Source organism: Rhizobium sp. N122, assembly GCF_002211295.1.
GTDB lineage: Bacteria > Pseudomonadota > Alphaproteobacteria > Rhizobiales > Rhizobiaceae > Rhizobium.
The window spans coordinates 23,675-39,710 of record NZ_LOKU01000012.1; the positions used below are offsets into that span (position 1 = coordinate 23,675).

The following is a 16,036-nucleotide window of genomic DNA, read 5'->3' on the forward strand; positions in this document are numbered from 1 at the left end:
TACGGGTCGCAGATGTCTATCAAAACGCGTCTCTTGGGGCGGCTCACGGAAACGCGAACCCCCTGCTCCCTCCGATTTGAATTCCGGCGGACAATTCGCTTGTCGTCTCGAACTCCGAGCCTATGACGAGGGCGGGCACGCGTCGTGCTTCACGACAGCGCGACGCGTTGGAGCATGGCTGCGGACCGTTTGACGGCTTCGATTACCTTCAGCGTTTCAAGTCCCTCCCGCCCGCTGACCAGAGGCTCTTCATGACCTCGGATGACCTTGCAGAACTGCCGTATCTGAAGGACAAGCGGATCCTCGGACTCGACGTTGATACGCTTCCGGTCGATGGGCTCCAGCCAACTCCGCTCCCCCGGGTTGCACCATATGTCGAGCGAAGGAACGGCGAGCGAGCCGTGTGTTCCGCCAATCATGTAGCAGGCTTCTTCCGTCTTCGGATAGGCGGCGTTCTCCCCGGTCGTCATCTCCCAGCTCCATGGCGCGACAACGGAATCCGAAACCGACGCGGTGCCAAGAATTCCGTTCTTGAATTCGATTAGGATCACGGCTGTCTCCTCGACGACGTTTTCACGCACTGCGTTGGACTCGCGCGCCTCGACGGCCGCGATATCCCCAAACAGATAGCGAAGATTGTCGATGTCGTGGATGAGGTTTAGGAAGACCGGCCCCGCGCCGCGCTCACGCCGCCAGGGAGTGTCGAAATAGTCGTCCGGCTTGAACAGCCAGAACATTGCGTTGACGACCAGTATCCGACCGAGCCTCCCGCTTTCAATGATCTGTTTTGCTTTCTGCATCATCGGATTATGCCGGCGATGATGACCCGTCAGAAGCGGGACCCCCTTGGCTTCTGCCGTCTCTATGAGTTTCTCGCCGGCTGCAATGTCATCGGCAACCGGCTTCTCAATCAGTGCCGGGATGCCGGCTTCCACAGCCTCCATGCCGTTCGAGACATGCACTTGGTTGGGGGTGGCAATGATGACGCCGTCCGGACGCAGCACGGCGATCATGTCGGCAAAGCTCGGAAACCATCTGACGCCGGCCTCCGTTGCAATTTTTTGACCGACCGATGTGGGATCCACCACGGCGACGAGGTCCGCCGCGGGTTCTTCCGGGACATGTCGAATGTGACGCTTCCCAATCAGTCCCGCGCCGAGGACTGCTAGTTTGACCTGGTCGACCATTTTGTGTCAGCCGTTCTTCGGCGTCTTTAGCATTGTCGCGACGCGGCGGATGCCGAGCTGGTAGCCTTCCGTCCCAAGTCCGGCGATTACGCCGTCTGCCCTGTGGGAGACAAAGGAGTGGTGGCGGAAGCTTTCGCGCTTATGCACGTTGGAGATATGGATCTCGATGACGGGACCTTCGAATGTATTCAGAGCGTCGAGGATGGCTAGCGACGTGTGCGTGAATGCAGCTGGATTGATGACGATGCCGGCTCCATCCTCACGCGCTTCATGGATCCAGTCGATGATTTCGTATTCGCGGTTGCTCTGGTGGAAGCGGAGCTCGTGTCCGAGTTCCGATGCCAGTTTCCGGCAGTCGGTCTCGACGTCAGCCAGCGTTTCGTGACCGTAAATATGAGGCTGGCGCTTGCCGAGAAGGTTGAGATTTGGACCGTTCAAAACATAAAGCAGGCTCATTGCAATTATCCTTGTGAAGGCAACGCCTGAGTTCAGGCGAACGCTATTTCCTGGAACGCGAAATCGGGATCGGATTCGTAGAGATCTGCGCGCAGCCCGAGCCGTCCTTCCTGCAATGCGGGTGCTGCGACATTGCGCGCGGCGTCGAGAACCGCTTTCAGCAGCTCTCGTTTCACCTCCGCCGACCGTCCGGGAGCCATGCGCACAATGATCTGGATGAAGTGATTGTCGGCATGCTCGTCACCGACGCAGGAGAAAGTCGCTTCCCTGGCGAATGTGCGAACTATAGCAGGCTTTACGAGGCCCCCGTCGCGAACTCGGCGATGCACCGCTCTGGTCAGCTCGTCGATAACGACGCGTTCGCCAGCGCCCCGGCTATAGTCGATGATGATATGCGGCATCGCATGTCCTCCCGATCACACTGCAGCTCGGCACAACTCTTCGAAGTGACGCGACATGCGTTCCGCGTCCGGCTGCACGCCCGTGAACAATTCGAACGCGGCGGCGGCCTGGAATACCGTCATTCCACCACCGGGCAGCGTTCTGCAGCCCTTCTTCCCGGCCAAAGCCAGAAGTTCGGTCACAAGCGGCATGTAGACGATGTCAGCGACCCAGTGACGCGATTGAAGCAATCCCGGGTCGATCGGGATGCCAGGATGGCTTCGCATACCCGTCGGCGTGGCATGGATCAGCCCGTCGGCCGAAGCGAGCGTGGCGCTGACATCCCTGATCGGCTGTGCGCAGCTTTTTGAGAAGCGCTGGTTGAGCTGATCGGCAAGCGTGGCGGCGCGATTTGCGTCCTGGTCGAAGATCGACAGCATCTCGATTCCGAGCTTGATGGCTGCGTGCGCGACTGCGACCCCCGCGCCGCCAGCGCCGAGCAGAACCGCATGTGCTTTGGCAACATCGGGTAATCCGCGCTCGAAATTCTTATAAAAGCCATACCAATCGGTGTTGTGCCCGATCCGCTTTCCGTTGCGAAGCACGACCGTGTTGACTGCGCCGAGCATCTGGGCATCTTCCGACAGATCGGTAAGGTGAGCTATGACGGTCTGCTTGCACGGATGGGTAATGTTGCTTCCCGCAAAGCCTCGGCGTTCGATCTCGTCGAGAAGGTCTGGCAGCGCAGATGCAGGAAGATCACGCTCGGCCAGATCGAGAAGCTCGTACCGATATTCCAGTCCAAGCTGGTATGCTTCAGTCTCATGGAGAGCCGGCGACTTCGACATCTGAATGTCTGCGCCGATCAGCCCGACATGGAATTTCCTGTGGTCCATTTTGATAGCTCTACCGGATCAGTGATGGGCAAGTATTTCGCCGAGAAACGCCCTGGTACGCTCGTGCTGAGGAGACTTGAAGAAAACCTCGGGCTCAGCCTCTTCGATGATCTCACCAGAGGCCATGAAGATGACCCTGTCTGCTACCTGACGGGCGAAGCCCATTTCATGGGTCACACAGATCATGGTCATGCCATCGCGTGCGAGCCCGATCATCGTATCCAGCACTTCCTTGACCATCTCGGGGTCCAGCGCACTCGTGGGCTCATCGAACAGCATCACTTTCGGCTCCATGCAGAGCGCACGCGCGATTGCGACGCGCTGCTGCTGGCCCCCCGAAAGCTGGGCGGGATATTTCTCCGCCTGATCGAGGATCCGGACACGTTCCAGATATTTTCGTGCCAGTCGTTCGGCGTCGGCGCGGCTGGTGCCACGAACGCGCATGGGGGCCAGCGTGCAGTTCTGAAGCACGGTCATGTGAGGAAACAAATTGAAACTCTGGAACACCATGCCCACTTCGCGCCGGATCGCATCCACTGCCTTGGTGCTGCCATCCAGCAACTGTCCTTCGACGACGATCTTCCCGTCCTGGATCGTCTCAAGCGCGTTGATGCAGCGGATCAAAGTTGATTTGCCGGAACCCGACGGGCCGCAAAGGACGATCTTCTCGCCTTTGCGAACGGACAGGCTGATGTTTTTCAGGGCATGGAAGGAGCCGTACCATTTCTCCATCTTCTCAAGTGAAATCAACATCGACTGATCGTTTGAAGAATTGAGCACGGCGCCCTCCAGCTTTACTTGACGGTGAACGGGATGTTGGGGATGGATTCGGGGAATGTCGGAAGGTCGATGCCCATCCACTTCTTGGTGATGGCCGCCAGCTCCCCGCTTGCCTTGATCTTGTCGATGAAGCTGTTGGTGGCTTCGTTCCAGTCTTTCTCGCCAAGGCGCGTTCCGACGCCGTTATAGGTCTTCAGGAAGTCGATCTTACGCTCGTAAGTCCCGGCGCTGGCCGCATCGAGCCTCTGTCCGTAGAACTGGTTGCCGCCGACAGCCTTCACCTGACCGGAAATGAGAGCCTGGATGGTGGCGGCGTCATCGTCGAACCGGCGGATCGTTGCAGTCGATCCTACGGCGTCCGTCACGGCCTTATCCTGCGAGCTCGACTTCGGCACGCCGATCTCCCAGGCCGCTACATCGGCCGGCGCCTTTACGGCATCGGCCTTCGCGGCATAGAGCGAGATTGTGTTCGCTGCGTACGGCTTGCTGTACTGGATCGATTTGGCGCGCTCCTCGGTCATGGCCATTGTGGCGAACAGGATATCGACCTTCCCCGTCGTCAGCGCCGGAATTCGGTTGGCGACGGCGAGCGGCTGGAATTCGACCTTCACGCCGAGTTCCTTGGCAAACAGCGTCGCGATATCCGCGTCGAAACCGTCCTGCTTGCCACTCGTATTCACAAAACCCCATGGCGCGTTGTCGCCCTGGATGCCGACGACGAGAGTGCCCTTGGCTTTGATCTCTTCGACAGTGGCGGCCGATGCGGCGGCGGCACCGATGGTGGCGAAAGCGGCCGTCGCAAAAGCGATTCCCAGAAATTTCCTACGGTTGGTCTGCATTGCTTATTCCTCCTCTTTGTTTTTGCTTCGAACGAAGCGGTTAGCGGACTGCTTTCGCCATCCGTTTTTCGAGGCCACTTCCAAGGTGCGACAGCGGCCAGCAAATGATGAAATAGATCACGCCGACGATCCCGAAGACGAGGAGCGGGCGGTAGGTTTGGTTCGAGATAATCTGTCCAGCTCGGGTCAGCTCGATGAAGCCGACGATCGCGGCGAGCGACGTTCCTTTGATCAGCTGGACAAGGAAGCCGACGGTCGCAGGCATGGAGATTTTCAGGGCTTGCGGAAGGATGATGTCTTTCATCCGTGATACGTAGTGCAGGCCCAGCGCGTTTGCGGCTTCGTTCTGACCTTTCGGCACGGCTTCGATGGAGCCGCGCCAGATCTCGCCGAGGAAGGCGCTCGCATGAAGAGTGAAGGCGATAGCCACCGCGATCCAGACGTTGACATCAACGCCGAGCAGCGCCACGCCGTAGTAAACGACGAAGAGCTGCATCAGGAGCGGCGTGCCCTGGAAGAGTGCGATGTAGCCCGAAGTTGCGACGCGCGCCGTCCGGTTTTTTGATGTGCGCGCCAAGGCGATCACTATCCCGAACACGCCTCCACCTACAAAGCCGATGATCGCGAGCAGGACGGTCCATTTCAGACCATGCAAGATGAATAGAAATTCGTTTTCGCCGATGGGACCCATAGGTGCCTCCTATCGCGTCGGGTAGTTGAAGTAGTGGCGGGAAATGAGGGCAAAGAGGCCCATCATCAGGGTCGAAATCACGAGGTAGATGGTAGTTACGGAGAAGTAGACCTCGAAGCTTCGGAACGTGTCGGATTCGATTCTCTGCGCCGCCGACGTCAGCTCGTAGGCTGCGATCGAGGTGCAGACGGAGGTGGTGAGAGTCAGCATCACGAACTGACTGGTGAGCGATGGGTAGATTGCCCGAAGAGCCGGCTTCAGCACGATCAACCGGAAGACGTCGCCCTTGTGGAGGCCAAGTGCGAAGCCTGCCTCGATCTGACCCTTGCTGACGCTCTCGACGCCGCCACGGATGATCTCGATCGCGTATGCCCCGCCGTTGATGCCCAGTGCGATAATCGCGGTAACCGTCGGGTTGAGGCGTATCCCCATCAAGGGAAGCGCGAAGTAGATGAAGAAAATCTGTACGAGGAAGGGCGTATTCCGGACGATTTCCACGAACCCGATGACGGGAGCTCGAATGAGTCGGATCTTGGACGTTCTGGCGGCAACGCCGATAATACCGATGACCAGCGCGAGGACCATTCCGGCCAGCGCCAGTCCGATCGTACCGAGCGAACCCCAAAGCAATTCCGGGGCGCGGTCAAAGACCGCACCAAAATCGAATGTATAACCCATGTATGATTTCCTCCTTCCGGTGCGGATCACCTGCATCCGCGCCGGACTATCGATCCGGTCCGACTATTCTTTCCGCGCATCCGAAAAGATGTTTAAGGTGGACCTCCGGCGCCATGGATCCGACCAAAGGCACCTCCACCGAGATGGACGCGGCGGCGCCGACCGCAGCAACCAGATCGTCCAACGGCAACTCACCTTCCCCTGGAGGCAGTCGGCCGCTTCTTGCTTCCGCGATCATTTCCTCCGGCTTCGTCGGCGCCGGACCGGCCACGTCGCATAGTTGGACGTGCTTCACTTTGTCGAGGTTGGCCCGTAAGTCTGCCAGAGCCGCGCCGTTCCTGAAGAAATGAATGCCGTCGACGAGAACGCCGGCATTCTCCATCCCCGCCTCGGTCACGAGGTCGATGCCATCTGCAAAGGCTTTGACAACCCGCCAGCCCATGTTCTCGATATCAACCGCCAACCCGTACCGTTCCGCGAGGACGCAGAAATCCGAAAAGTTCGATAGCAGCCTGGCATGATCCGGATCGTCACCGCAGACGCTGAGCCGACGCGCTCCAATATTCGCAGCTGCTGCGACGGTCGCCTCCACTGACGATGCGTCGAAAGCGGGATCGATCACGAAGAACTCGATATCGAAGACCTCGACTTCTTCGCCGGCAAGCACAGCCTTCAACTCTCCGGCTGCTACGCTGCCGACAGGCAGTTCATAATACGGCGCACCGGGAAAGGCTGGATGGAGCCTAAGGCCGATCCTGGAGAAACCTGCCCGTTTGGCAATCTTCGCGAACTCCGCGGGGGGCAGCATTATAGACGAGAAATGCGCCACGCCGATCGGGACGGGCGACTTTGATGTTGAGTCGGCCATCATACGACACCTTTCGTCGCAAGATGATTTCGAAGATTGGTCCCGGTCCGGTGGATGTGCTGGCGCAGCTTCTCGCAGGCATATTCAATGTCGCGTGCCACCGCGCCCTGCGCAATCTCGCTGTGCTCCTGGCCTACGTTGCGGTCCCCGGATGTACGGATGAGGAAGGCGCGGCGGTATCGGTCGTTGAGATTCAGCAGAAGATTGCAGAAGTGGAGAAGCAGCGGCTTGCCACAGCCCGAGATTAAGGTGAGATGGAATTCGCGATGCAGCGCTTCCCAGTGTTCCAGCGTTTCGGGACGGGCGGCGTCGCGCTCGGTTCGGTTCAGGCGATGGAGCGCACGCATGATGTTGCCCTCCCACTCGATGTCGCCCATGCGAATGGATTCGCGCAGTGCGAATACCTCAAGCTCCTCCCGAAGGGTCGTAACTTCCTCGAGATTGGCAAGCGAGATCGGGGCGACGCGATAGCCTCGATTGTCCTGAAACTCAACCAGGCCGTCGGAAATGAGTCGGGCCAGGCCTTCGCGCAACGGGCTGAGGCTGACATTGAACGTCTTTCGGGCCTTGTCGAGATTGATCTTGCTGCCCGCCTCCAGTTCGCCGGAAATGATCGCCTCTCGAAGACGCGATGCGAGCTGGCTGCCGATGGTGTTTTTTCCATCGTCGGCGAAGGTGGCGGGCGGCGCATCTCCTTCTGTCGGCGCGCCATGGCCGCTGTCGTCGCTCGAGTCCATCACTCCTCCCAGGCAATCCGGCTAACTTTCGATGATCGATATAATAAACGATTATTTATGTCAACTTGTCGTCAGCTCTAGCGATCGAGCTTCCTAGAGATGGAGTGATTTTAATAGAGTTTTCTTATGATAATCAATTGATTGATGATGGTCGTCGCAAGAGACGAGGTAGGCGAGCGCGGTTGGGAGACTTTCGCTTGCTTGACAAATAATCGATTATTTTTATATTCGGCACTCCATGAGGAGGTGGCTGAATGCCAATCAGAACTGAGAGCGAGGTAACGCCTGCCGTCGTCGCTGTGATGAACCGCACCGAGGATCCCAGGCTGCGTGAAATACTCGTCGCAATGGTGAAGCATCTCCACGCATTCGTACGGGAGGTCAGGCTTTCGGAAGCCGAATTCCGGGAGGCCACGGCGGTCCTCAACGAAATTGGCCAATTGCAGACTGACAGTCACAACGAGCTCGTGCTCATGGCAGGGTCGCTCGGGGTCTCTTCGCTCGTCTGCCTGGTCAATAACGGCGACAAGGGGCAGACGGAGACGTCGCAATCGTTGCTCGGGCCATTCTGGCGGCTTAACTCGCCGCGAGTCGAGAACGGCGGAACCATCATCCGGTCCGAGACTCCAGGCACGCCTTTGTTCGTCCATGCGAAGGTGATCGATCGGAAGGGCAAGCCTATCGTAGGCGCCGAGGTCGACGTGTGGCACGCGTCGCCTGTCGGTCTTTACGAGAACCAAGATCCCGACCAGGCAGAAATGAATCTCCGCGGGAAGCTCACCACGGACGAAGAAGGCCGCTTCTGGTTCAGGACGGTCAAAATGGTTGGCTATCCGATCCCAGTCGACGGGGTCGTGGGTCGCCTTCTCAAGGCGCAAGGCCGCCACCCCTATCGCCCCGCCCATCTGCACGCGCTCATCTTCAAGCACGGATACAAGACAGTCATCTCGCAGGTCTTCGATCCGAGCGATCCGAACATCGACTCCGACGTGCAGTTTGGCGTGACCGCGGCGTTGACCGGCGACTTCGTCCGGCATGAAGTGCCACACCCGTCCGATACGGACATTTCAGGGCCGTGGTTCTCGCTCGATTACACATATGTCATGGAGCCAGGCGAGGCAGCCCTGCCACGCCCTCCGATCAAATAACGAAAGCAGCAGAGCCAAATCATGATCACGGACAAGGAACGCCAGGAGGCAGCTGACGCGCTGCTGAAGGCCGAAGTCGAACGCAAACCAATCGTCCAACCAAGCAAGACATATCCGAACCTGGACCTCGAAGACGCCTACAAAATACAAGCGCTCTGGGCGCAGGCGCGGATTGCGAAAGGCGCACGGATCGCTGGCCACAAGATCGGACTAACGTCGCGGGCAATGCAGATGGCCTCGAAAATGACGGAGCCCGATTACGGCGTCATTCTCGACGACGCTCTCTTCAATGACGGAGCGCAGATCAAAGCGGATCTGTTCATCAAGCCCCGTCTCGAAGTCGAACTCGCATTCGTAATGGGCGAGGATCTCGAAGGTCCAAGCACCCGCATCTATGACGTCATGCGGGCGACCGAATTTGTCGTTCCCGCTCTCGAAATCATCGACTATCGAACCGAAGTGCCAAGAGCCATCACCGACACAATCGCCGACAACGCGGCTTTCGGAGCGATCGTCATCGGTGGTCGCATCGTTCGACCGATGGATGTCGATATCCGCTGGGTCGGTGCGACGCTTTCGAAAAACGGCATCATCGAGGAATCCGGCGTTTCCGCAGCCATCATGGGCCATCCAGCCGCCGGAATTGCATGGCTCGTGAACAAGCTCCATGCTGTCGGGGGCGGCTTGAAGAAGGGCCAGATCGTTCTTGCCGGCTCGTTCACCCGCCCCGTGGATATCGCCAAAGGCGACGTCATCCAAGCCGATTATGGGCCGGTCGGCTCCATCGGCGTTTCGTTCGTGTGAGGTGGCGATGGAACTCCCTGTCAATCACTTTAAACGAAAGCTCATGGCCGGACAAAGCCAGATCGGTCTATGGTGCGGCCTTCCGGGAAGCTACGCAGCGGAGATCGTCGCGCCATCGGGTTTCGACTGGCTGCTGTTCGACACCGAGCATTCTCCCAGTGACGTCCTCACCGTCCTGCCCCAATTGCAGGCGGTCGCGCCCTACAAGGTTTCGCCCGTCGTACGCCCTGCCTTCAACGACCCCGTGCTGATCAAGCGGTTCCTGGACATCGGCGTGCAGACGCTGCTCGTTCCATATGTGCAGAATGAGGAGGAGGCGATGGCCGCTGTAGCAGCCATACGGTATCCGCCGCGCGGGATTCGTGGTGTCTCCGCCTTGACGCGTGCCACCCGCTTCGGGCGTGTTGCGAACTACGCGCAGATCGCGGAGCAGGAGATATGCCTGCTTCTTCAAATCGAGACCCGTGAAGCGCTCGATCGTCTCGAATCCATCGCCGCTGTCGAAGGAGTGGACGGCATCTTCATCGGACCGGCTGATCTCGCGGCGAGCTTTGGCCATCCCGGTCAACCGGGTCACCCTGATGTGGTTGCTGCGATCGAAGACGCGATAAGGCGTCTGAAGGCGCTTGGGAAACCGACCGGCATACTCACCCCCGACCAGAAGTTCGCAGCCCGCTGCATTTCGCTGGGGACGCTGTTTACCGCAGTCGGTGTAGACGTCGCCCTGCTTGCAAGAGGATCCGAAGCGCTCGCGGCTAGGTTCGCATCTTAGGGAGTTCGAAGATGCCGACGCGGAAGCAGATTTTGGCTGAGATAGCGCCGACCGGCGCGATCAGGGCCGCCGTCAACATGTCAAATTCGGCGTTGGTCCGACGGGACGATGAGGCGGGCGCCTTGGTCGGTCCGAGCGCCGAGATAGCCCGCAAGATCGCCGAACAACTTGATTGCGGCCTCTTCCTGATCCAGTACGGCTCGGCCGCCGACATACTCGCCGATGCAGACGGCGATGAATGGGACATCGCTTTCATTGCTTCGGATCCATCCAGAGCCGACCGTTTCTCCTTTTCGCCTCCATACATCTCCGTCAAAGCGACCTACCTCGTGCCTGACAGTTCGTCCTTCCGGCGGGTCCAGGACGTTGACGTCGAGGGAGTCCGGATCGCCTCTGCAAGGAGTGCAGCCTACACGAAACAGCTCGAACGAATGCTTGAAAGAGCAACGGTTTTCCACACTGACAGCCCCGCAGCAGCCGTCGATCTACTTGTCGGATCCCAGTGTGACGCGGCTGCCGGATTGACCGAATATCTCATCCAGACTTCGGTGCGCATTTCGGGCTTCCGGCTCTTGGAAGAAACATTCTCCGAAATCCCCCAGACGATCGCCGTGCATAAAAGAGCCATCCATGCCTCAGCCTTTTTCGCAGATTTCATACGCCATCTGCATGGCGCCCCATAGGCGATCTGGTCGCCGGGGTCCGCTTGGCTGCGGTATGATAGGCGGCATCCCCGTTGCGACCGTACTGACCATTCTGGATTCTCATCGCTATTCGCCTCGCCTGAGTTCGCGCCGATTCCATTGCCGTCCCGAACAGGCTAAGCTGCAAAGGAATGCCGGAAGACCAGCCGTGATCCCGGCCGTTCGTTGACGGGGAGGGCGCGACATGGTCGATTATCGTCTTGAGACAAGCTGGTGCCCGGTCGAAGGCAGTTTCGGGCGCTTGACCTTCACGCTCCGCAATCTTTCGGCCGAGCCGCTGTCCGGCTTCTCGCTCGCCTATACGTCGGAGACGCGGGTTGCCGACAAGCATGTCTGCGACGGCGGCAGCCTCAAGCGACAGGTCGCGCACTTCCATGAGTTCCTGCCACCCGAGGGGCTGAGCGTGCCGCCGGAAGGGTGCTGGCGGTTCACGGTCGAGGGGCTGAGCAGAGAGCCGAAACATGTCACGGCTGGCGTCAAATCCGCTTATCTGACACTTGCCAACGGCCGTCACCTTCCCGTCGACTTCGGCGATCTGATGCTCGAAGGCCGGGATGGCGGTGTGTCGCCGCCGCTCTTGCCGCCGGGCAAAGCCGATGAACCCTATGCAATGCTCCCCTGGCCGCTGTCGCTTGGGCTGAAGGCGGGTGACTTGCCGGCCACCCTCTATCCGGCCGAGAGGACGCGGCCCGATGTGATCGAGGTCCTCTCCCAGGTTCTTTCTCTTTACCAGCGCCTCTACCCAGCCGAAGACGCGCCGTTTTCGCTGAGTGCCGTCGAAGGCGGACGGCGCATTCGTTTCGTCGCCGAATCGTCGATCGCCGCCTTCGCCTACGAGCTGCGGTTCACCGCGCATGAGATCGTGCTGTCGAGTGCGGATGAAGCGGGGCGGCGCTACGGCCTGATCAGTCTGGCGCAGCTGCTGCACGGCGCCCGCGCCGATCGCGAGCGCTTCAAGTTCCCCAATTTCGGCACGATCGCCGACCAGCCGCGTTATGACTGGCGCGGCTGCCATCTCGATGTATCCCGGCAGTTCTATCCGGTCACCGACGTCCTGCGGCTGATCGATATCCTTGCCTGGAACAAGCTCAATATCTTTCATTGGCACCTGACCGACGACGAAGCCTGGCGGCTGGAGATCAAGGCCTATCCGGCGCTGACGGAGATCGGCGCGCGGCGCGGGCCGGATGAGGTGCTCGTGCCGCAACTCGGCGACGGAGCGGAAACACGCGCCGGCCATTACACGCAGGATGATACCAGGCGGATCGTTGCGCATGCCGCCTCGCTCGGTGTCGAGGTCGTGCCGGAAATCGACATTCCCGGCCATAGCACCGCAACCTTGTTCTCGCTGCCGGAGCTCGTCGACGGGCAGGAAGCGCCGGACAGCTATCGCGCCGTGCAGGGTTACGCCAACAATGCCCTCAATCCGGCGGTCGAATTCACCTATGAATTTCTTGGCAAGGTATTCGACGAAATCGTGACGCTGTTTCCGAGCGAATATATCCACATCGGCGGCGATGAGGTGGCGCAGGGCGCCTGGCTTTCTTCGCCGCTCTGTCAGGCGCTGATGAAGCGGGAGGAGCTTGCCGGCACCGCCGAGCTGCAGTCCTATTTCCTGAAACGCATCAAGACGATGCTGTCGGAGCGTGGCAGGAAGCTCGCCGGCTGGAACGAGGTCTCGCATGGCGGCGGCGTCGATCGCGACGGCACGCTGCTGATGGCGTGGGAAAAGTCCGATGTCGGCATCGAGCTGGCGCAGCAGGGTTACGACGTGGTGATGACGCCGGGGCAGGCCTATTATCTCGACATGGCGCAGGCCGAAGCCTGGGCCGAGCCCGGCGCGGCATGGGCGGGCCATTCGGCCCCGGAACACACCTATGCTTACGAGGCCGAGGGCGAGCTGCCGCAGGCGCTGCAAGAGAAGATGCGCGGCATCCAGGCCTGCATCTGGACTGAAAACTTCATCTCACGCGCCTATTTCAACCGGCTGGTCTTTCCGCGTCTTCCGGCCGTTGCCGAAGCCGCATGGACGCCGCTGGACCGGAAGGATTGGGATCGGTTCGCAGCGATCGTGCGGATGTGGCCTATGCTGTAGGAAGCAACGCTTCCGCTTTCAGCCCGAGCAGCGCTGCGCCGATCAGGCCGGGTTCGATGCGGCATTGGCTGCGGACCACCAGCGGGCGGTCGAATTTGCGCAGGATGCGGGCGCGCACGGCGTGGTCGAGTTCGGCAAGCAGCGGCTCGACGTTGGACAGGCCGCCGCCGACCGGGACGATGGTGGCGCCGGTGATGTTGATCGTCAGTGCCAGGGGCGAGGCGACGAGATCGACATAGACGTCGATCGTACGTGTCGCCTTCTCCTCGCCATCTTGCCATTGAGCGATGATCTCTTCGCTGGAAAGGTCGAGATCATGCAGCGTCTTGTGCAGCCGTTCCAGGCCGCGGGCGCCGCCGACGGTGTCGACGCAGCCTTTCTGGCCGCAGCCGCAGGCATAGGCGGGGATGGCGGCCGGCGGATTGCCGGCTGCCGACGCAATGATCGGCCCGTGACCCCATTCGCCGGCAAAGCCGCCGGCTTCGTTGACGAGGCGCCCGTCGGCAACCAGGCCGCCGCCGACGCCGGTGCCGAGGATGGCGCCGAAAACGATGCGGTGGCCACGACCGGCGCCGAGGCCGGCTTCTGCCATGGCAAAACAGTCGGCGTCGTTGGCGATCAGCGCCGGCAGACCGAGTTCGGCTTCGAGATCGGCGGCCAGCGCGCGGTCATGGATGCAGGGAATGTTGGCGCAGATCAGCCGCTGCGTGTCGGTATCGACGACGCCGGCGATGGAGAGCACGATGCGGCTGGGTTTCTCGCCGGTCTCGGCGATGATGGCGCGCAGGGTGTCGACGAAGGCGGCGAAATCGTCCTTCGGCGTCGGGCGCCGGCCGAGGGGAATGATGTCCGTCTCGGAGCGGGCGATGCCGCCCTTGATGGCGGAGCCGCCGATGTCGAATGAAATGATCATTGCCACCCTGCCGTTTCTCTGGTCTTTGCTGTCTGCTCGCACTGTTGGCGGGCAATTACAAGCCTTAATTCGCCGGCCTGCCATGCGCTTGCGGCCTCAATCGCTATTCGGTTCCGCAAGTCATTCAATTGGCATATTGCGCGGCCAAAATCCGTCTGTACTTCCATTACCCACTGGTATCATGACCATCGAAAACGCCGATTCCCATAGACGCAGAAGACCTCGTCCGCCACGTCCCAAAGGTCGCCGCCTTTCATCCATCCTGCGGCAACTGGCCGCCGACCGGAGCCGGGAGCGGATTTCGATCGGCGATCTGTTCCAGACGATGGGCGACAGGGCGATCAGCGCGCTGATGCTGATCTTCGCGCTGCCGAACGCGTTTCCGACACCGCCCGGGACCTCGGCCGTGCTCGGCGCGCCACTGGTCTTTTTGGCGGCGCAGCTGACCTTCGGGCTGAAGCCCTGGCTGCCGCGATTGATTGCCGACCGCTCGATGCGGCGGGAGGATTTCGAAGCCATTGTCGGCCGCATCCACCGCTGGCTCGCCTGGGCGGAGCGGATGCTGAAGCCGAGGCTGGCGATCTTCGCCGAGCCGCCGGCGGAATATCTCGCCGGGGCCGCCTGCCTGCTGCTGTCGATCGTGCTGCTGCTGCCGGTCCCGCTGGGCAACATGCTACCGGCGATCACGATCTCGGTCTTCGCTTTCGGCATATTGGGCCGCGACGGGCTCTTCGCGCTGATCGGCTTTATCATGACGGCCGTGTCGCTGGTTGTTGCCGGCGGCGTGATCTACGGTCTGGTGAAGACGGCGATCTATCTTGTTGTGCAATGGTTCGCCTAAATGGGGTTCGCCTAAATGGGGTTCGCCTAAATGGGGTTCGCCTGAGTGGGGTTTGCCAGCGCGACGTTGGTTATTTGGCGGAGCTGTTTTCAACAGGCTCGACATTTGCCGGAATTTTGTTTTGATCTGGCGCGATACAGATTCATGTCCGGCACCGGCAAGCCGGCTCACTTTGCGTGGTAGGCAGTAGATGGCAAAAAGATCCGAGACCCCTGCACGGCTCGACGATGCGGCGCGTGCCGGCTGGCTCTATTACGTCGCCGGGCGCACGCAGGATGAAATCGCCGCCTCGATGGGGATCTCGCGCCAGTCGGCGCAGCGGCTGGTATCGCTGGCGGTCGCCGAGCGTCTGATCAAGGTGCGGCTCGATCATCCGATCGCCGCCTGCCTTGAACTCGGCAGTCAGCTGCGGCGGAAATTCGGGCTGAAACATGTGGAAGTGGTGCCGAGCGATCCCGGTTCCTCGTCGACGACCATCGGTATCGCCGAGGCGGCGGCGGCGGAGATCGAGCGCTGGCTGAAGCGGGCCGAGCCGATCGTGCTTGCCGTTGGGACCGGCCGCACGCTGAAGGCGGCCGTCGACCAGCTTCCGGCGATCGAATGTCCCAATCACCGCATCGTTTCACTGACCGGCAATATCGCCCCGGACGGATCGGCTGCCTATTACAACGTCATCTTCAGCATGGCGGATGCGGTGAAGGCACGGCATTTTCCGATGCCGCTACCGGTGCTTGTCACCTCGGCGGAGGAGCGGGAACTGCTGCACGGCCAGCAACTGGTGCGCTCGACGCTCGACATGAGCGCGCAGGCCGATGTCACCTTCGTCGGCATCGGCGAACTCGGCATCGACGGGCCGCTCTGTGTCGACGGTTTCCTCGAGAAGGACGAGATGATGGAGCTGATGCGCGGCGGCGCGGTCGGCGAGATCTGCGGCTGGATCTTCGATGCCGACGGCAGCTTGCTCGACAACCCGATCAACGAGCGCGTCGCCTCGGCGCCGATCCCCTCCCGCGATGCCTCGATGGTCATCGGGCTGGCCAAGGGCAAGCGCAAGTTCAAGGCGATCCGGGCTGCGGTTGTCGGTCATCAGATCAATGCCCTGATCACCGACGAAGAGACGGCTGAGTTTTTGCTCAGGAATTGAGCAAAAAATACAATAGTTAAATCAATGCGATAACTAACTTCTTCGGCACCGCAGCAACGATTGCCGATTGACATTCTGTATCGTTTATTGAGTAATTGCCCA

General features: G+C 60.3%; 18 protein-coding genes. 7 read left to right on the forward strand and 11 right to left on the reverse strand.

Features of this window, described 5'->3' with window-relative positions; all coding sequences use genetic code 11:
* Window positions 1-149: 149 nt before the first annotated feature.
* From ATY75_RS10505 to ATY75_RS10550, 10 genes are read right to left on the reverse strand one after another with little or no spacing between them, the layout of a single operon-like run.
* Window positions 150-1,187 (reverse strand): Gfo/Idh/MocA family oxidoreductase, encoded by a 1,038-nt coding sequence (locus tag ATY75_RS10505; protein WP_088937504.1) that lies wholly within the window; start codon window positions 1,185-1,187, stop codon window positions 150-152.
* A gap of 6 nt (window positions 1,188-1,193) precedes the next feature.
* Entirely contained in the window at window positions 1,194-1,643 is a 450-nt protein-coding gene (aroQ, locus tag ATY75_RS10510) for a type II 3-dehydroquinate dehydratase (protein WP_049734827.1), read from the reverse strand.
* Window positions 1,644-1,675: 32 nt separating this feature from the next.
* On the reverse strand, window positions 1,676-2,044 hold the full coding sequence (locus tag ATY75_RS10515) for a 5-carboxymethyl-2-hydroxymuconate Delta-isomerase (RefSeq protein WP_064819051.1): 369 nt from the start codon (window positions 2,042-2,044) through the stop codon (window positions 1,676-1,678).
* Between the two features lie 15 nt (window positions 2,045-2,059).
* A complete protein-coding gene (locus ATY75_RS10520; RefSeq protein ID WP_064819050.1) occupies window positions 2,060-2,920 on the reverse strand; it encodes a shikimate dehydrogenase in 861 nt (286 codons plus the stop codon).
* Window positions 2,921-2,938: 18 nt separating this feature from the next.
* Window positions 2,939-3,673 (reverse strand): amino acid ABC transporter ATP-binding protein, encoded by a 735-nt coding sequence (locus tag ATY75_RS10525; RefSeq protein ID WP_049734865.1) that lies wholly within the window; start codon window positions 3,671-3,673, stop codon window positions 2,939-2,941.
* A gap of 41 nt (window positions 3,674-3,714) precedes the next feature.
* Entirely contained in the window at window positions 3,715-4,539 is an 825-nt protein-coding gene (locus tag ATY75_RS10530; RefSeq protein WP_064819049.1) for a transporter substrate-binding domain-containing protein, read from the reverse strand.
* 40 nt (window positions 4,540-4,579) lie between these two features.
* A complete protein-coding gene (locus ATY75_RS10535) occupies window positions 4,580-5,230 on the reverse strand; it encodes an amino acid ABC transporter permease (protein ID WP_088937507.1) in 651 nt (216 codons plus the stop codon).
* Between the two features lie 9 nt (window positions 5,231-5,239).
* Complete coding sequence (locus ATY75_RS10540; RefSeq protein ID WP_064819047.1) at window positions 5,240-5,908, reverse strand: amino acid ABC transporter permease; 669 nt, start codon at window positions 5,906-5,908, stop codon at window positions 5,240-5,242.
* A 46-nt stretch (window positions 5,909-5,954) separates the two neighbouring features.
* Window positions 5,955-6,776 (reverse strand): sugar phosphate isomerase/epimerase, encoded by an 822-nt coding sequence (locus ATY75_RS10545; RefSeq protein ID WP_064819482.1) that lies wholly within the window; start codon window positions 6,774-6,776, stop codon window positions 5,955-5,957.
* Window positions 6,776-7,513 (reverse strand): GntR family transcriptional regulator, encoded by a 738-nt coding sequence (locus ATY75_RS10550; RefSeq protein ID WP_064819046.1) that lies wholly within the window; start codon window positions 7,511-7,513, stop codon window positions 6,776-6,778. The genes ATY75_RS10545 and ATY75_RS10550 overlap by 1 nt, the downstream gene beginning before the upstream one ends.
* 254 nt (window positions 7,514-7,767) lie before the next feature.
* On the opposite strand from ATY75_RS10550, the gene ATY75_RS10555 reads away from it, so the two are divergent.
* The 5 genes from ATY75_RS10555 (at window position 7,768) to ATY75_RS10575 (ending at window position 13,036) form a co-directional block, all read left to right on the forward strand.
* On the forward strand, window positions 7,768-8,661 hold the full coding sequence (locus ATY75_RS10555; RefSeq protein WP_088937509.1) for a dioxygenase: 894 nt from the start codon (window positions 7,768-7,770) through the stop codon (window positions 8,659-8,661).
* 21 nt (window positions 8,662-8,682) lie between these two features.
* Complete coding sequence (hpaH, locus tag ATY75_RS10560) at window positions 8,683-9,465, forward strand: 2-oxo-hept-4-ene-1,7-dioate hydratase (protein WP_064819044.1); 783 nt, start codon at window positions 8,683-8,685, stop codon at window positions 9,463-9,465.
* 7 nt (window positions 9,466-9,472) lie between these two features.
* Complete coding sequence (gene hpaI / locus ATY75_RS10565; RefSeq protein ID WP_049734818.1) at window positions 9,473-10,237, forward strand: 4-hydroxy-2-oxoheptanedioate aldolase; 765 nt, start codon at window positions 9,473-9,475, stop codon at window positions 10,235-10,237.
* Window positions 10,238-10,248: 11 nt separating this feature from the next.
* Entirely contained in the window at window positions 10,249-10,920 is a 672-nt protein-coding gene (locus ATY75_RS10570; protein WP_049734817.1) for a transporter substrate-binding domain-containing protein, read from the forward strand.
* A gap of 205 nt (window positions 10,921-11,125) precedes the next feature.
* Window positions 11,126-13,036, forward strand: coding sequence for a family 20 glycosylhydrolase (locus ATY75_RS10575; RefSeq protein ID WP_088937510.1), 1,911 nt, complete (start codon window positions 11,126-11,128; stop codon window positions 13,034-13,036).
* Here the strand turns inward: ATY75_RS10575 and ATY75_RS10580 are convergent.
* Complete coding sequence (locus ATY75_RS10580; protein WP_088937511.1) at window positions 13,026-13,949, reverse strand: ROK family protein; 924 nt, start codon at window positions 13,947-13,949, stop codon at window positions 13,026-13,028. The genes ATY75_RS10575 and ATY75_RS10580 overlap by 11 nt on opposite strands.
* A 262-nt stretch (window positions 13,950-14,211) precedes the next feature.
* Here ATY75_RS10580 and ATY75_RS10585 point away from each other — a divergent pair, with 262 nt between their 5' ends.
* Window positions 14,212-14,790 carry an exopolysaccharide biosynthesis protein gene (locus ATY75_RS10585; protein ID WP_190241347.1) on the forward strand — a complete coding sequence of 193 codons (579 nt, stop codon included), beginning with the start codon at window positions 14,212-14,214 and terminating at the stop codon, window positions 14,788-14,790.
* Window positions 14,791-14,980: 190 nt separating this feature from the next.
* Window positions 14,981-15,934: a sugar-binding transcriptional regulator gene (locus tag ATY75_RS10590; RefSeq protein WP_064819038.1), complete on the forward strand. Its 954-nt coding sequence runs from the start codon at window positions 14,981-14,983 to the stop codon at window positions 15,932-15,934.
* Window positions 15,935-16,036 lie beyond the last annotated feature (102 nt).

Bases quoted from the DNA above. Each gene is read 5' to 3' on its own strand.
- ATY75_RS10505 (WP_088937504.1), bottom strand. From the start codon at position 1,187: ATGGTCGACCAGGTCAAACTAGCAGTCCTCGGCGCGGGACTGATTGGG.
- aroQ (WP_049734827.1), bottom strand. From the start codon at position 1,643: ATGAGCCTGCTTTATGTTTTGAACGGTCCAAATCTCAACCTTCTCGGC.
- ATY75_RS10515 (WP_064819051.1), bottom strand. From the start codon at position 2,044: ATGCCGCATATCATCATCGACTATAGCCGGGGCGCTGGCGAACGCGTC.
- ATY75_RS10520 (WP_064819050.1), bottom strand. From the start codon at position 2,920: ATGGACCACAGGAAATTCCATGTCGGGCTGATCGGCGCAGACATTCAG.
- ATY75_RS10525 (WP_049734865.1), bottom strand. From the start codon at position 3,673: ATGTTGATTTCACTTGAGAAGATGGAGAAATGGTACGGCTCCTTCCAT.
- ATY75_RS10530 (WP_064819049.1), bottom strand. From the start codon at position 4,539: ATGCAGACCAACCGTAGGAAATTTCTGGGAATCGCTTTTGCGACGGCC.
- ATY75_RS10535 (WP_088937507.1), bottom strand. From the start codon at position 5,230: ATGGGTCCCATCGGCGAAAACGAATTTCTATTCATCTTGCATGGTCTG.
- ATY75_RS10540 (WP_064819047.1), bottom strand. From the start codon at position 5,908: ATGGGTTATACATTCGATTTTGGTGCGGTCTTTGACCGCGCCCCGGAA.
- ATY75_RS10545 (WP_064819482.1), bottom strand. From the start codon at position 6,776: ATGGCCGACTCAACATCAAAGTCGCCCGTCCCGATCGGCGTGGCGCAT.
- ATY75_RS10550 (WP_064819046.1), bottom strand. From the start codon at position 7,513: ATGGACTCGAGCGACGACAGCGGCCATGGCGCGCCGACAGAAGGAGAT.
- ATY75_RS10555 (WP_088937509.1), top strand. From the start codon at position 7,768: ATGCCAATCAGAACTGAGAGCGAGGTAACGCCTGCCGTCGTCGCTGTG.
- hpaH (WP_064819044.1), top strand. From the start codon at position 8,683: ATGATCACGGACAAGGAACGCCAGGAGGCAGCTGACGCGCTGCTGAAG.
- hpaI (WP_049734818.1), top strand. From the start codon at position 9,473: ATGGAACTCCCTGTCAATCACTTTAAACGAAAGCTCATGGCCGGACAA.
- ATY75_RS10570 (WP_049734817.1), top strand. From the start codon at position 10,249: ATGCCGACGCGGAAGCAGATTTTGGCTGAGATAGCGCCGACCGGCGCG.
- ATY75_RS10575 (WP_088937510.1), top strand. From the start codon at position 11,126: ATGGTCGATTATCGTCTTGAGACAAGCTGGTGCCCGGTCGAAGGCAGT.
- ATY75_RS10580 (WP_088937511.1), bottom strand. From the start codon at position 13,949: ATGATCATTTCATTCGACATCGGCGGCTCCGCCATCAAGGGCGGCATC.
- ATY75_RS10590 (WP_064819038.1), top strand. From the start codon at position 14,981: ATGGCAAAAAGATCCGAGACCCCTGCACGGCTCGACGATGCGGCGCGT.